Source organism: Fulvivirga lutea, assembly GCF_017068455.1.
GTDB lineage: Bacteria > Bacteroidota > Bacteroidia > Cytophagales > Cyclobacteriaceae > Fulvivirga > Fulvivirga lutea.
In genome coordinates this window covers 1,721,260-1,736,588 of record NZ_CP070608.1, presented here as the reverse complement: position 1 = coordinate 1,736,588, position 15,329 = coordinate 1,721,260, and the positions used below count along the sequence as shown (strand labels likewise).

At 36.7% G+C, this 15,329-nt stretch carries 13 protein-coding genes; 6 read left to right on the top strand and 7 right to left on the bottom strand.

The genetic code is table 11. The annotated features are described in order from the left end of the window. The first annotated feature begins 106 nt into the window (after positions 1–106). The 4 genes from JR347_RS07855 (at position 107) to JR347_RS07840 (ending at position 3,735) form a co-directional block, all read left to right on the top strand. On the top strand, positions 107–1,498 hold the full coding sequence (locus JR347_RS07855; protein WP_205723502.1) for a hypothetical protein: 1,392 nt from the start codon (positions 107–109) through the stop codon (positions 1,496–1,498). A 225-nt stretch (positions 1,499–1,723) separates the two neighbouring features. Beyond that, the gene (locus JR347_RS07850; RefSeq protein ID WP_205723501.1) at positions 1,724–2,176 is read left to right on the top strand and encodes a hypothetical protein; all 453 of its coding nucleotides are present in this window, start codon (positions 1,724–1,726) and stop codon (positions 2,174–2,176) included. A gap of 165 nt (positions 2,177–2,341) precedes the next feature. Then, a complete protein-coding gene (locus JR347_RS07845; protein WP_205723500.1) occupies positions 2,342–2,971 on the top strand; it encodes a hypothetical protein in 630 nt (209 codons plus the stop codon). A 119-nt stretch (positions 2,972–3,090) separates the two neighbouring features. Continuing rightward, the gene (locus JR347_RS07840; protein WP_205723499.1) at positions 3,091–3,735 is read left to right on the top strand and encodes a hypothetical protein; all 645 of its coding nucleotides are present in this window, start codon (positions 3,091–3,093) and stop codon (positions 3,733–3,735) included. A gap of 131 nt (positions 3,736–3,866) precedes the next feature. Here the strand turns inward: JR347_RS07840 and sucD are convergent, their stop codons facing one another. After that, complete coding sequence (sucD, locus tag JR347_RS07835; protein ID WP_205723498.1) at positions 3,867–4,742, bottom strand: succinate--CoA ligase subunit alpha; 876 nt, start codon at positions 4,740–4,742, stop codon at positions 3,867–3,869. Positions 4,743–5,036: 294 nt separating this feature from the next. On the opposite strand from sucD, the gene JR347_RS07830 reads away from it, so the two are divergent. Continuing rightward, positions 5,037–5,369 carry a hypothetical protein gene (locus JR347_RS07830; protein WP_205723497.1) on the top strand — a complete coding sequence of 111 codons (333 nt, stop codon included), beginning with the start codon at positions 5,037–5,039 and terminating at the stop codon, positions 5,367–5,369. A 70-nt stretch (positions 5,370–5,439) separates the two neighbouring features. On the opposite strand, the gene JR347_RS07825 is transcribed toward JR347_RS07830, so the two are convergent. The 3 genes from JR347_RS07825 to JR347_RS07815 form a co-directional block, all read right to left on the bottom strand. Further along, positions 5,440–6,045, bottom strand: a complete 606-nt coding sequence (locus JR347_RS07825) for a superoxide dismutase (protein WP_205723496.1) — start codon at positions 6,043–6,045, stop codon at positions 5,440–5,442. A 295-nt stretch (positions 6,046–6,340) separates the two neighbouring features. Continuing rightward, complete coding sequence (locus tag JR347_RS07820; RefSeq protein ID WP_205723495.1) at positions 6,341–6,793, bottom strand: nucleoside deaminase; 453 nt, start codon at positions 6,791–6,793, stop codon at positions 6,341–6,343. Further along, positions 6,793–7,347, bottom strand: a complete 555-nt coding sequence (locus tag JR347_RS07815) for a hypothetical protein (protein WP_205723494.1) — start codon at positions 7,345–7,347, stop codon at positions 6,793–6,795. Before JR347_RS07815 ends, JR347_RS07820 begins: the two co-directional genes overlap by 1 nt. Before the next feature lie 83 nt (positions 7,348–7,430). On the opposite strand from JR347_RS07815, the gene aspS reads away from it, so the two are divergent. Continuing rightward, entirely contained in the window at positions 7,431–9,185 is a 1,755-nt protein-coding gene (aspS, locus tag JR347_RS07810) for an aspartate--tRNA ligase (protein WP_205723493.1), read from the top strand. Here the strand turns inward: aspS and JR347_RS07805 are convergent. The 3 genes from JR347_RS07805 to JR347_RS07795 are packed head-to-tail and all read right to left on the bottom strand — an operon-like array spanning position 9,182 to position 15,186. After that, entirely contained in the window at positions 9,182–10,426 is a 1,245-nt protein-coding gene (locus JR347_RS07805) for a S41 family peptidase (RefSeq protein WP_205723492.1), read from the bottom strand. The two genes, aspS and JR347_RS07805, sit on opposite strands and share 4 nt — an antisense overlap. A 45-nt stretch (positions 10,427–10,471) precedes the next feature. Beyond that, positions 10,472–12,862, bottom strand: coding sequence for an ABC transporter permease (locus JR347_RS07800; RefSeq protein ID WP_205723491.1), 2,391 nt, complete (start codon positions 12,860–12,862; stop codon positions 10,472–10,474). 17 nt (positions 12,863–12,879) lie between these two features. Continuing rightward, the gene (locus JR347_RS07795) at positions 12,880–15,186 is read right to left on the bottom strand and encodes an ABC transporter permease (RefSeq protein ID WP_235689774.1); all 2,307 of its coding nucleotides are present in this window, start codon (positions 15,184–15,186) and stop codon (positions 12,880–12,882) included. Positions 15,187–15,329 lie beyond the last annotated feature (143 nt).

Here is a 15,329-nt window from a genome sequence, read left to right as displayed (position 1 = left end):
TACCCACAAGTTCACTTTACAATAACCATAATGGATATCTTTGAATAATTATATCGACTCAATCTAAAGGTTGTGCATCATACTCCTTGCTATTAAAAAGCTCCTTATGAACAAACTCAAAATGCTTTCAATTCTTTTAATAGTTCTAGTATCATGTGATAAGGAGGACAGTCCTAATCCAGACCTTTCTAAACCAGGTTTTATATCTAAAGTAATCGGTAACTATAATTATTTACTCAAGGAGAAAGATTACAAAGCAGCATATTGTGAATACCTTAATGAGAAAATTACCTTGTTAGTTACTGATCTTGATGGAAAAATCATCTCACGTGATTTGAAACTGCAACTATCTGATACAACAGGTAGAATATTTAATAGGAGCAATACTCCTAGTGATACTAGTGTTTTTCAATGGAAGTTAGGATATAAATCAAAGAATCAAAAAGTTGAAATTTTAGACATCGTATCGGAAGAGAAAGTGTTTGAAATTGAGGCGACAGTATCGGAAGACAACTTATCATTAAATTGGATTTCACCTTGTATTCCAAAAGAAATAGAAAAGAGCTATCGCTTTTATTTTAATAATAACATATTTCTTGTGTTTGGTGATGGCTATGTATATAGCAGCTTGGATCCACTATTAATGAACTGGAAAAAAGTGGAGTACATTACAGGAGGAGGTTTTTTTAGTTTATTAAGTACAAATGAAATATTTAATATTTATGACAGGGGCATTGACCAGCCTAATATAAGCTATGTGCTATTAGATCCAATTACCGGTAGCATTCAATATATTTCTCCCTTAACCACCGATATTGTAATACCTCATCGAATGGTGGTTACTGAATCAGGCGAGTACTTTATGTATAATAACGATATCCCATATGGAGTACTTTATAAGAGTGCTGGAACTCTGTTAGACTTTAATGAGTATCAAAACTTTGAGGAATATGGATACCTTGCCGGTATGACCACAAAGGGCGATGTGGTTTACATACTTACTCAGGAATTCTATTTGATAGAAATTGATACACAGTCTGGGAATACTAAGATTAAACAAATTGACCAAACAGCATTTCCTTCAAACATTCGTTTTAATGGTATCACAGTCTTTGATAACCGAATATTTATCAACTCTTACGTTCCCTGGAGCACTGATGATGATAAAATTTATACAGTAGATCTAATCGACTATGCGATAAATGTTTTTGATCTTGCATTAACAATTGATAGAGATATGAATTTCAGATTTAGTGTATCCGGTGGAAATTTGTATATATGGACTGGATCACCTAATAATTGGACTGGATTTGGAAACATTAGACAATGGGACGGTGAACAATTCAATTCAATTAACTTCCCAGATTTCGATTTTTACACTCCGGGAGAGTTACGTTACAGTAATTTATACTTGCCTAATAAGAAAATGGTAGGTTTTTACCGAGGTCTTCCTATTATCGTAAATGGTGATGGACAGATCTTTTATTACCCTAAATAAATCAAAGTCTTAAAATAAACTATTTGTAATTAACGGTTTTTAAATTTGAAACGCTGCACAACATCACCTATGAATGAATGGGGTTTTATCGGTAAGGATATTTTCGTAGGGATTGGAAAGTCCACCACAAGTTTTAAATTTAAATCAAGGCGTGGCTATGTGCGAGACACGAGGTTAGTACTTTCTAATCCCCACTCATCATAGCTGGACGTCAGCAAGTAATACATGGACTCAGCTGAATTCATCGGAAAACTCAAACAACGTTTTAACTCTGTGACTTTTGTACAGAAAGAGACTGAGTATGAACTTGATGTACTTGTATTAACCGCAGAAAAGAAACCATATGACTTCTATATCTGGATTGATAACGATTGGGCATTTATGGATATAGGAGCAACATTAAAGTCTGAACCAAATAGATATTTCTGGTATCAATCATGGGAGAATTTAAATGGCCTAGACTCGGATTGGATAAATGAACTTTTTGACGACTCAAATGAATTACTTAAATTACTGTTAAAACATCCAACACGAATAATACAGTGTAAAGGAATTTTTTCATCATCATTTGAATGTCAATTCCTTGATACCGACTGGAAAAGAATAAGCAAGAACAGTGTTTTGCATACGAACTTCAACATTCCCAAAATTAATGGCCGAACGAAGATATACGAATGAAAGCTGATAACATAAATTGTGTCAAATATCAACTTAATTAAGTACTTGCGTACCCCTGTAGTCAGAATGAAATGGCCCCACTTGTAGCGATCGCAAATGCCTGTTTTATTTCTTCCTAAACTATAGCCAAAACAACTTGTTTTAAAGCTAAGTTTGAAACAAGTAATGAAATACTACTTACCATATATTCCCATCGTTGGAATGATTCTTTATTTAATCGTTTTCAGCATTGCTGCAACCGATTATCCGGGTGGCTCCGTGAATCATTCAATGGCTGATGGCTATAGCTTCTTCCATAACTTCTTGTGTGATGTGATGAACCCAGTTACCCAAGGCGGAAAGGAAAATAGTGCAAGAGGCTTAGCTATCATTTCTCACCTGATCTTGAGTGTAACAATGATCTCCTTCTTCTACATTCTTCCAAATATCTTCTCATTCCAAAACAAGAATACTCGAATGGTCAGGAGTTTCGGAGTACTAACAATGGTAGTGTTCGCTTTCATGTTCACAAAATATCATGATCTTATCGTAACAGTTACTGCGATACTAGGTACTGTAGCATTGGTGCCTTTCTTTTTAGAACTTAGAAAATACCCCAATAAAGGACTCAAACAACTCGCCTATTTATGTTATTTACTGAGTGTTATTGTATTTTTTATTTTCGTAACTAAAATTGGTTTCTACTACCTCCCCTTCTTGCAAAAAATAACTTTTGCTGTTGATGCCTGGTGGGTAATTTGGGTAAGCTTGATAATAATCAAAAAGAATCAATCGGTTAATCCTCTCTTCCATTAAGATCTTAACTCTTTGTTCTTCCATACAAGCCCCATAATTCCCGTTCTTCATTAAATTAGCAAGCCAGGGTAACAGGCTGTTAATTTTATCGTCTGAAAGAAGAACTTAAATAGGACATTATGAACTTACAAAAAGTAGGCGGGCTAGCCGCCATTGCTGAAGCAATCTTTTATGTGTTTGCCTTTATCATATTTGGAGCTGTATTGGAATTTTTACCAGCAGGCTCAACAGCTTCCCAAACGATTGAGCATTTATCAGAGAATCAATTATTACTTTCAGTCACTAATTTCGTTATTTATGTTCTGTTCGGCATAGTGCTCTCCATTTTAGTATTGGCCATTTATGAAAGAACTAAGTCAGAATCAGCCATCAGCAAATTAGCAGCCGTTTTTGGTTTTATTTGGGTAGTACTGGTTATTGCCAGCGGCATGATTTTTAACATTGGCTTAGCTGCTGTAATTAAAAACGGTGCGGTCAATCCTGAGGAAGCAGTTACACTTTGGAAGATGATAAACATTATAGGTGATAGTTTAGGGGGTGGAAATGAGGTAGTTGGTGCTGTATGGCTAATTTTACTAAGTATTGCTGGTTTAAAATCCAACACGTTGCCAAAAGGCCTGGTGTACTTTGGCTTACTGGTGGGAGCTTTTGGTGTTGGCACCATTTACCCTTATGGCATCTTTGCTGAACTATTTGGAACCACTCAAATTCTATGGTTCATCTGGGTAGGTGTTGTACTGTTAAAATCAAAAAAGTTAGCTTGAATTGGTGATAACCAAAATCAACTTTCAATTGGAAGAAATGCCTTCGCTTGAGTAAAAATGACAATCTGATTTTTTCTACAAAAAAAGCCTCTGAAGTTCAGAGGCTTTTAATTTATATTTTTAATCAGGAATTACTTTCCTAATGCTTTCAACATGGTTTCTCCAATATCCGCTGGAGATGCAACTACGTGGATTCCGCACTCACCCATAATCTTCATTTTAGCTTCTGCAGTATCGTCAGCGCCACCGATGATAGCACCAGCGTGGCCCATTCTTTTTCCTTTAGGAGCAGTTTGGCCAGCAATGAAACCAACAACAGGCTTAGGATTACCTTGTTCTTTTATCCATCTTGCAGCTTCTGCCTCATAGTTTCCACCGATTTCACCAATCATTACGATGGCTTCAGTCTCAGGGTCGTTCATTAACATTTCAACGGCCTGTTTTGTAGATGTCCCAATAATGGGGTCACCACCAATACCAATAGCAGTTGAAATTCCTAACCCAGCTTTTACTACCTGGTCTGCAGCTTCGTAAGTTAACGTTCCTGATTTAGATACAATACCAATTTTACCTTGCTTGAAAACAAAGCCCGGCATAATACCTACTTTAGCTTCTCCCGGAGTAATTACCCCCGGGCAATTAGGCCCAACTAAAACAACATCCTTACCTTTTAAGTAATTCTTAGCTGTAACCATATCTTTTACCGGAATACCCTCAGTAATAGCTATAATTACTTTGATGCCCGCATCAGCTGCTTCCATAATGGCATCAGCCGCAAATGCAGGTGGAACAAAGATAATGGACACATTAGCGCCAGCTTGTTCTACTGCATCTTTTACAGTGTTGAATACAGGTTTATCAAGGTGTTTTTGTCCGCCTTTTCCAGGAGTTACACCACCTACTACATTTGTACCATATTCAATCATCTGACCGGCATGAAATGTACCTTCTGAACCGGTGAATCCTTGTACGATTACTTTAGAATTTTTATTTACTAATACGCTCATGTGTCGCTAGATTAATTTTTGTGCAAAAATAAAATTTTATGTGGCTTAACCAAAGATAAATCTGTGGCATATGCGATTCCTAACTACAAAAATAATTACCAAAAAACGCAACCTTTTTACTCGTACAGGAGCGATCGAATAGTGTTCACAAACGAACAAAAGCCAAATCATAAATATACACAACCTATTGTATTTCAATACATTAACTACTTGGCATGGCTGTTGGTATACTTATATTGGTCAAAAATGGCTCTAAAGAGTTTAGGGCAATTTCAAAATAAAACAACAACGGTCATGAAATTTATCAGAACAAACAAAAGGGTTATTGCCGGTGCATTGGCATTAATCTTTACCGCCCCGGTTTTCGGTGGCACCATGGAAATCAAACCCAAAGAAGAAGAACTCAAAGACAAGATGAGTAAAATGGAATCAGATCCATTTTTTAAAAAGAGTTTGGAAAATCAAGAATCAACTACTTACAAAATTTATAATCAGCAGGATGAATTAGTGTATGAAAGCACTCAGAACGCAACAGGTAACCCTGATGTAAAATTGGTGAAGCTTCTTAATGGAAGTGACTTTCTTGCCTCTGATGAAACAATTTCATATTTCAGATTAAACGAATAGTTTTTTCAAAGTTTAGGTTGAATGAAAAAGGGGCTTATAGCCCCTTTTCTATTATTATAACAATAAGCAATTACTTATTTGCTGAATATCTCTTACTTACTTCATCCCAATTTATCACATTGAAGAAAGCAGAAATATAATCTGGTCTTCTGTTTTGGTAGTTTAAGTAATACGCATGCTCCCAAACATCTAAACCTAAGATAGGAGTACCGCCACAGCCAACACCCGGCATAAGTGAGTTATCCTGGTTAGGACTAGAGCAAACTTCTACTTTACCTCCTTTATGAACGCAAAGCCATGCCCAGCCTGAGCCAAAACGTGTAGCTGCAGCATTAGAAAATTCCTCTTTAAACTTATCGAAAGAACCATAGGCAGCATCGATAGCATCAGCTAATTCGCCCGAAGGTTTTCCTCCACCATTAGGTGACATTACTTTCCAAAATAAGCTATGGTTATAAAATCCACCACCGTTATTTCTTACAGCATTGTTGTCAGAATGGTTAGCCAATAAATCTTCGATTGACTTTCCTTCTAAATCTGTTCCTTTAATGGCATCGTTAAGTTTTGATGTATATCCCGCATGATGCTTACCATGGTGAATTTCCATTGTTTTAGCATCTATATGTGGTTCAAGCGCATCGTGCGCATATGGTAAATCTGGCAATTGAAATGACATATTTTTGATTTTTAGTTTAACAATTTAATTCCTGCCCGACTTTCAGACTGGTACTCCAAATATAACCATCGAAGCGCGAACATAAAACCGAAACCGATACTCAAAATCAATTATAATATTGGGGTAATCTATCGGGGCGGAGAGCTTAGGGATTAGGGATTAGGAGGCAGTGGGTTATGGGCTATGGGCATAGTGGCTGGTGGCTGGTGGCTGGTGGCTGGTTTCTGGTTACTTGGTTTTTGGATTATGGTTGTTGGATACGAGTAACTAGAAACCAGAGACAAGAATCAAGTAGCTAGCTCTCTCTCAACCTCTGGAAGAACTGAGTAACCAAAGCCCCGGCTTCATCGGCCATTAAGCCATGGCTAATTTTTGTTTTAGGATGGATGATCTTCTTATTCAAGGTGCTGAAGCCTCTTTTTTCGTCACTTGCTGCATAAACCAACTTACCCAATTGTGACCAATACAAAGCACCTCCGCACATACCACACGGTTCCAACGTCACGTACAATGTGCATTCATTCAAATATTTAGTCCCTAAATAATTACAGGCAGAGGTAATAGCAAGCATTTCTGCATGTGCTGTAGGATCATTTAATACTTCAGTTTGATTGTACGCTTTAGCGATGATTTGTTTATTGGCCACTACCACTGCGCCTACAGGTATTTCTCCCTGTTCATAGGCTAGTTTGGCCTGCTTGAGCGCCTCCTTCATAAAATGCTCATCGCTATGGATAGATAAACCCATTAGATATTAGGCTTTACTTTTATACTGTTCATCACTTCAGGCACAGTATCAATCCATTTCTCTTTGATTTGAATTGGTACATTAAAACTAAATACAATGGTTTTTCCATTAATCAACAAATACATCATATAAGAGTACTTTCTTATAGCATCCTGCTGATCAAGAGAATATTTATCTCCATTAATTCGAGAATCGAATTCAAAAATGATGTAGCGCATATTGTTAACCACCTCAATTTTTTCCGTTTTAAAATCAACACGGTCGTATAATTCTACAATACTTGCCTTGAAGAAATCTTTTGCTATTTCAATATCGGTTGACCTCCAACGTGTAGCAGAAACATTGACACTAAAATCTACCAAACGGTCTTCATTTGTGTAAGCACCAATAGGCTGCCTTACCGAAGGGTATCTTTGGGACATGTCTTGAGGCGACATTGGATAAAAAGTTGAAGGTAGATTAACGGTGATATCATCACCTACTTTGGTTTTTACCAACTTAATATCTGATGAGACAAGAACAACTAGTAATGTAAGAATTGCTGCTATTTTCATTTATACTTAACGAATTTTATACGTTATATTTTCGTGCAAACTTAATACCATTAACTTTGCGCCTTCAAAATTAGAAATTTAAAATGCTTAGGACACACACTTGCGGAGAATTAAGAATTGAAGATGTAAATAAGGAAGTAACACTTTCTGGTTGGGTGCAAAAAACTCGTGATAAAGGAAGTATCATTTGGGTTGACTTACGCGATAAGTACGGTATTACTCAACTTATTTTAGAAGAAGGTGTGTCTGATGAGGCATTACTTAAAAAAGCTGCGAAGCTTGGTCGTGAGTTTGTAATTCAGACTAAAGGAACAGTGGTTGAGCGTTTGAGCAAGAATGATAAAATACCGACTGGAGATATAGAAATAAAAGTAAGCTCAATTGAAGTGCTTAATCCTTCTAAAGTACCTCCATTTACCATTGAAAATGATACCGATGGTGGTGAAGACCTAAGAATGAAATACCGTTACCTTGACCTTAGAAGAGAAACGGTTAGAAAGAAATTACAGCTTCGCCATCAGTTGATGAGAGAAACACGTGCCTACTTAGATGGTGTGAATTTTATTGAGGTAGAAACTCCTGTATTAATCAAATCAACACCTGAAGGAGCAAGAGATTTCGTAGTGCCTTCAAGAATGAATCCGGGTGAGTTTTATGCATTGCCACAATCACCTCAAACGTTTAAACAGCTATTAATGGTTTCTGGTTTTGATAGATACTACCAGATTGTGAAGTGTTTCCGTGATGAAGATTTAAGAGCTGACCGTCAACCAGAGTTCACACAGATAGATTGTGAACTTTCTTTCGTAGAGAGAAAAGATGTGTTAGATACTTTCGAAGGATTGGTAAGGCATTTATTTAAAAATGTAAAGGGGATAGATATTGGTGAAGTGCCTCATATGGCATATGATGACGCCATGAAATACTATGGCTCTGACAAACCGGACATTCGTTTTGACATGAAGTTTGTGGAACTAAATGATGTAGCCCAAGGGAAAGGTTTCCAGGTATTTGACTCTGCAGAGCTAGTGGTAGGTATTAACGCGAAAGGTTGTGCCGAATACACTCGTAAGCAGCTAGATGCGCTCACTGACTATGTGAAACGTCCGCAAGTTGGTGCCAAAGGCTTGGTGTATGTGAAGTATAATGAGGATGGTACATTCAAATCTTCTGTAGATAAATTCTATTCACAAGAAGATCTAAAAGCCTGGGCTGATAAAATGGATGCTAAGCCGGGAGATTTACTATTGGTTCTTAGTGGTGATACAGATCATACGCGTAAGGCAATGAATGAATTGCGTCTGCACATGGGTAGTGAACTAGGATTAAGAAAGAAAGATGAATATAAATTGTTATGGGTTGTGGACTTCCCATTATTAGAGTGGGATGAAGAATCTCAGCGTTTCCACGCGATGCACCATCCATTTACGTCTCCAATACCTGAAGATTTGGATAAATTGGAGCACACTCCTGGCGATGTAAAAGCCAATGCCTATGACTTGGTCGTAAATGGCGTGGAGCTAGGCGGTGGATCGATAAGAATACATGACAGGGCAGTACAGCAGCGTATGTTCAAGGCATTAGGCTTCACCGAAGAAGAAGCGCAAGCTCAGTTCGGCTTCTTATTGGAAGCTTTTGAATATGGAGCTCCTCCTCATGGTGGTATTGCCTTTGGTTTTGACAGATTGTGCGCACTCTTCGGTGGCTCTGATTCCATCAGAGATTACATTGCCTTCCCGAAAAACAATTCAGGTAGAGATGTGATGATCGATACACCAAGTGTTATTGATAATGCACAATTGGAGGAGTTGAGTTTGAGGTTGAATTTGAAGGATTAATCATAACTCAAAGCATAATCCAAAATACTATCTTCCTCAGAAGTTACGCAATCCTTGATATAGTTATCTGGTGAAATACCATTTTCATAAAGTGACTTATCAACTCCAAAAAAGAAATTGCCAATCACAATTTTAGCGAAGTAATTGTAATTGTGTAATGGTCTTGTTAATTGCAATGAATTCTGAGGAGTAGTTTTTTCACCAATTAAGAATCCGATATTATTAAATTTTAACGCACCAGCTACAACATTCGCACCTGAACTAGTACCATTATTAATTAGTACTAAAATTTTAGCATTTTTAATAACTGGAGAATAAATCGATTTTCGTTTTTCAATTTCTTTTCCAAATGTCGATATCCTAACTATTTCAGAATTCTTTTTTGTGAAAAAATCTACCAGATTAATTAATTCTTGAAAAACTCCTCCTTCAAAATTCCTTAAATCCAAAATCACTTTTTCAATGTTATCCTTGCTTTGTGATAATGTATTTAGAAGCTTGCTTGTATCCCCATTCTCTAGAAAGGAGTTGAGTTTGACAATCAAAGTCGAGTTCTGATAAACCTCAGTCAGAATAGGCTCAGGTCTTGCATTAACTAGGCTTTCAAAAACCTTATATTTTAGCGAATCATTGGCGCTTGACTTCAGCTCAAGTTCAATTTTGCGGTTTGTATTTAGAATGGTATTAATTAGCCCATTTGGCAATAATCTGACAGGATAAGAGTTAATTTTCACTATCTCATCACCCTCATTTATATCATTTGAACTGTTACAATTTAAATTCTTAATTCCAGATATTCTTACTTTACCGCTATTGTCTCTATGATAACCAAAAGGCTTTATAATACTCGTACTCAAACTGTCATAGTAACTTTGCTCTACGACCATCGAATACTGATAACCATTAGTAGAAGAGATATAAAAGTCACTCAAATAGATATCCATATTTACAGATATACCATAATCCTCAAGTTTAGAGCGAATCTTGGATTCTTGAGAACTAAGCGCAATTAAATAATTCTCAATATCCACTTCATTTTCAATTCTATTTAAGTCCTGATCAATATCTAATTCGAATGTTTGCGAAAGTTGTTTGTTGAATGCCGTAAACAACTCTGTAAAAGTTGAGCTTGAATAATAATCAACTTCTAAGACAAGAGATTTTAGGGAAGGATAGACTTGCGCAAAAGATAAACTAGAAACGAAAAACAATGAGATTGTCAAAATATTTTTTATCGACATTAAGAATATAGATTGTGACTAGCTGCTAAAACTACAGAGAAATTACTACTCATTCCTCAAAGTATCAACCGGATTAAGCAGCGCAGCCTTTATCACTCTATAGCTTACGGTTATGAGTGCAATGGAAACTGCTAATAAACCTGCAATCAGAAAATAGCTCATGTTGATTTCTTTGCGATAGGCAAAGTTGTTAAGCCATTGGTCCATTACATAGAACGATAGAGGAATTGCAATAATCAGGGAAACCAATACTTGTTTAGTAAAGGTTGCAGAAAGAATAATCATCAGGTTTACTTCTGAGGCTCCTAATATTTTTCTAATTCCTATTTCTTTGGTTCGCTTTTGAACAACGAATGACGCAAGTCCAAACAGCCCCATGCATGCAATTATCATTGTTAGTCCTGCACCGATACTAAAAATAGACTGGGCCTTTTGCTCTGTTCTGTAAAACTGGTCAATTTGTTCATCCAGAAAATGGAATTCCATGGGGGTAGTATCATCAAACTGTTCATGCACTTTTTTAGCATCAGCTACTACCTGTTGCAGACTAGCACCTTTATTTATTTTTAGTGAAAAATAATCGATAACGGCTACTGTGTTAAACCAGTGCCCAATCACCAATGGCCCAATTTCATTATGCAGCGATTGGAAATTAAAGTCTTCAACAATGCCAATTACTTTAATAGGATAATCAGCTTCAGGAAATCTCAATTCGTCACCTATAGATAAATCGCCAAGAATTTTTGCTGCCCTCTGATTAAGAATAACCGTACTCGAATCTTCTGCCAGATTACCACTAAAATTTCTTCCTTCTAAAAGATTCAAATCATAGGTAGCCATCATAGCCTCATCAAAGCCCATAAAAAAACAGGTAGATGAATCATTTTCGGCATTTCTTACCATCACTTCTCGAATGTTCTTCCATTCGCCAGGCACTCTGCTTGATGAAGCCACATGAGTAACACCATTTATCTTCGAGAACTCGTTTTTCATCGCTTCAAAGCTGTTGCGCACATTCCCATTGTTAATATCGATGACCAACATACGGTCTTCATCAAAGCCCAAATCCTTATTTTTCAAGAATTGCATCTGGTTAGTGACTACCACTGTAGCGACAATCATAAATATCGATAAGGTAAACTGAGTAATAACCAGCACCTTTCTTAAGCCTGCCCCACCCACTTGTGAATTAGATGATTTCAAAGATGCTGCTGGCTGAAGCCTTGATAAATGGATAGCGGGATATATTCCGGAAAACAAACCTATAAACAATGTTAATCCACCCAAAAGCAACAGATTTTCAATTGTAAATGCTGTGATAATGGTGGACTCCGTTATCTCACTGAATATTGGTAAGACTAAATCGATACACAGTAACGAAAGAAAAAATGATATCAAGGAAATTGCAACAGATTCGGTTAAAAACTGAGCAATTAGCTGATTACGATAGGCACCAGAAACCTTTCGAATACCTATTTCCTTAGCTCTTTCCATCGATTTTGAGGTGGCCAAGTTAATATAGTTGATGCAGGCAATAACAATTAAAAATATGGCGAGAGCACCAAATAAATATAGGTTTTCCTTACTGCCAGATACGGTACAAAAGGCAAATTCCACATTATCCGTACTTAAATATGCCTCCTCCATTGGCTGAAGCATGAGCTTTCTCGTCTCATTATATTCTTGGTCTCGATTTTCAGAAGCCCATTCACCTAATCGGCTAGCTACATCTTGAATTGACTCGGGCTGGTCGAACACAAAATAGGTCGAGGCAACTAAAGATTGAGGTGAGGTTGTAAGGCGCTCCCACCATGGAAAATTTTGAATGGCAGAATTCATAGTGATCATCACATCAAACTGAAGATGAGAATTGTAAGGCGCATCTTCCAGTACGCCTGTCACGAGCATAGGCTCCATACCACTGAATTCTATTATTTTACCTACTGGAGATTCATTGCCATAGTATTTCTGTGCTGACGATTGGGTGAGTATGGCCGAATTTGGCTTGTCTAATGCAGTCCGCCTATCTCCTTCTAGCAGATGAAAGTCAAAAACATGAAAGAAGGTGCTATCTACTAAAATCCACTTACGTTCACTAATTCGTTCACCATTCCAAATAATATCCAGATGACCGAACGGCTGAAGAATCCTAGTTTGCTCTTCAATTCGATCAAATTCATTTAAGAGCTCTGGTCCAGTTAAATAAGATGTTCTGCCAATTAAACGTGAATTATTCTGTGTCGTTTGCTCCTCAACGATACGAGCAATTCGGTCTGATTTAGAATGAAATTTATCGAAGGAAAGCTCATTTTTGATATGCATGCTCAACAAACAGGCACCTGTGAGACCAATGGTTAAGCCAATAATATTAATAAAAGCATATGCTTTACTTCTTTGTAAATTTCTTAAGGCTACTTTAAAATTGTTCTTAAACATGGCGTTGTTGTTTGAGTTTATTCTGTTTTGAGCGTCTCAGCAGGATTTAATCTGGCCGATTTAATGGCATGGATACCAACCGTTATGACCGTTATAATAGTTGTTAAAAGAGTTCCAATAATGAATGGAAGAATATTGAATTCAATCTTCCTATGGAAATTATCCAGCCAATTATTAAGTACATAATAGGCAACCGGTGCTGCTATTATTATTGATATAAGTGCAAGAAGAATATATTCTTTTGACATTAATTTGATAATGCTCTGCACTGAAGCGCCAAGCACTTTCCTTATTCCAATTTCCTTAATTCTCTTTTGTGTGCTATGTGCTGATATGCCAAACAGACCAAGGCTAGATATGATTATTGTTAAAATAGAGCCGATAGAATATATTCTTTTTGTGCGGACGGCACTGCTATATCTTGTATCAAGATCATCATCAACAAAATTCATCTCAAATGGATAATCTGGGCTGTGTTTTTTATAAGCCGCTTCTAGCGTTCCTGCCACTTCAATCCCTTGAGAACTATTTACTTTAACTAAAGCTTTACGCCACTTTTCTACATTAGAAATTCGTATCACAACAGGGCTAATATCCTCGTAAGCTGACCATAGCATAAAATCATCAACTATACCTGTTATTTTTCCTCCATCTAAAACGCTTCCAATTATTTCATCCTCCCTCCCCTTGAAATCAGGAAGCATTTCTTGATAAGCCTTTTTGTTAATTATATGGTAATAAGAAGAATCATTATTCAACAAGTATGGTACTTCGCCCTCTACAAGCTTTATTCCTGATGTAGTAAGAAAGTTTGGACTTGCACTGATCATATCAAAAATCACCTTGTTATCTGGGTTTTTACCTTCCCAATTAAATGTTCCTCTGGAGCTAACTCCACGCGGAAAACTTTTGGTAAAAGCCACCCGTTCAACAACACCTAATTCACTCAGGGAGTTATCCAGCGCTTGAATATCCGATTGAAGATCACCATAAAGATTAATAGTAACTAATTCATCCTTGTCAAAGCCCCAGTCTAAATTTTGGACGTATTTTAGCTGATCGGTAACTACAAACATTCCGATCACAAAAACCATCGCCACAGCAAACTGACAAATAATTAAAACATGTGTAATCAAACCATTTGCACCAAAATTCATTTTATTATGTGTTGCTTGTGCAAAACTAACCTTGGTAATAAGGAGAGCAGGGTATAAACCTGACAGAAGCCCACATAATAGGATAAAGCCAGCCATTGAGATAATCAACCAGAAAATATTAACCTGATTCAAAAATTGTTGAATAGTTAAATTCACTTCCAGCAATTGATTGAAAGTTGGAAGAAGCAGGTCTGCAACTAGCAAGGCGAAAGCAGTTGCCAACAAAACATAAAAGGTGGATTCTAATAAATACCCAAATACGAGTTGAACACGGGATGCTCCAATAGCTTTTTGTAACCCAACATTTTTTATGCGTTTTACATAAATGCTGATGCTCAGATTAACAAAATTAATGATAGCAATAATCAATATGATACCTGCAATACCTAAATATATTTTTAGTAAACGAAGACTACCGAGGTTCTTTAATCCACCACTCAAATTATCATTAACCTCACCAGTAATAGTATTAATGCCCCAGTGGATATCGAGAATATTTTGTGCATACATCTGCCCAACTTTTTGACCATCTCTTTCCTCATTTAAACCTGCTACTAAGTTGTCGAGGTTTTCATTGAATGAGTTCAAATCATTTTTAGCATCAAGCAAAACGTAAGTGAATGAAAATATTCTTCCCCAGCTATCGAGCTGCCGTCCCGATTTTTCAACGTGATCAAAGGGTAATAAATAGTCAAACTCGAAGTTGGAATTGGTTGGCAAATCGTTGATTACAGCCAGAACCTGATAGCAGTTCTCTTTGTCAAGACATATGGTTTTACCTATGGCTGTCTGATTTCCAAAATATTTTACTGCCAGTTTATCTGTAAGAATAATTTCATTCGATGTGGTAAAGCCCTTTTCAATTGAGCCTGCTAAAGTTTGAAATGTGAACATATTTAGAAAGTCTGAGTCAACAGCATACCCAAACTCTTCAATAAATGACTCATCTTCCGATGATAACATAGCATTGGATATCTTATACAACCTTGATGCCTTTTCTACACCCTCAAATTTCTTGACTTCATTAGTCAACAATGCAGGAGTTTGTGGCAATTCCAGAACACGGTTTCCAAATTCTAATTGATAATTAACAATATAGAGACGTTCCGCTTGTGCATTATGCCGGTCATAAGAATACTCGTGAAAAGCAAATATTGCTATGAGCAAGCAACAAGTAATTCCTAAAGAAAGACCTATAATATTTATCAGACTAAAGACGCGTGATTTTAGAAATCTCCGGAATGCAAGAACCAAATAACTCTTTATCATAATCTATTTTTGATAAACACGGCTACCATTGCTATGCCATG

Excerpts from the sequence above, each read along its gene's own strand:
- JR347_RS07855 (WP_205723502.1), top strand. The coding sequence starts at position 107 with ATGAACAAACTCAAAATGCTTTCAATTCTTTTAATAGTTCTAGTATCA.
- JR347_RS07850 (WP_205723501.1), top strand. The coding sequence starts at position 1,724 with ATGGACTCAGCTGAATTCATCGGAAAACTCAAACAACGTTTTAACTCT.
- JR347_RS07845 (WP_205723500.1), top strand. The coding sequence starts at position 2,342 with ATGAAATACTACTTACCATATATTCCCATCGTTGGAATGATTCTTTAT.
- JR347_RS07840 (WP_205723499.1), top strand. The coding sequence starts at position 3,091 with ATGAACTTACAAAAAGTAGGCGGGCTAGCCGCCATTGCTGAAGCAATC.
- sucD (WP_205723498.1), bottom strand. The coding sequence starts at position 4,742 with ATGAGCGTATTAGTAAATAAAAATTCTAAAGTAATCGTACAAGGATTC.
- JR347_RS07830 (WP_205723497.1), top strand. The coding sequence starts at position 5,037 with ATGAAATTTATCAGAACAAACAAAAGGGTTATTGCCGGTGCATTGGCA.
- JR347_RS07825 (WP_205723496.1), bottom strand. The coding sequence starts at position 6,045 with ATGTCATTTCAATTGCCAGATTTACCATATGCGCACGATGCGCTTGAA.
- JR347_RS07820 (WP_205723495.1), bottom strand. The coding sequence starts at position 6,793 with ATGGGTTTATCTATCCATAGCGATGAGCATTTTATGAAGGAGGCGCTC.
- JR347_RS07815 (WP_205723494.1), bottom strand. The coding sequence starts at position 7,347 with ATGAAAATAGCAGCAATTCTTACATTACTAGTTGTTCTTGTCTCATCA.
- aspS (WP_205723493.1), top strand. The coding sequence starts at position 7,431 with ATGCTTAGGACACACACTTGCGGAGAATTAAGAATTGAAGATGTAAAT.
- JR347_RS07805 (WP_205723492.1), bottom strand. The coding sequence starts at position 10,426 with ATGTCGATAAAAAATATTTTGACAATCTCATTGTTTTTCGTTTCTAGT.
- JR347_RS07800 (WP_205723491.1), bottom strand. The coding sequence starts at position 12,862 with ATGTTTAAGAACAATTTTAAAGTAGCCTTAAGAAATTTACAAAGAAGT.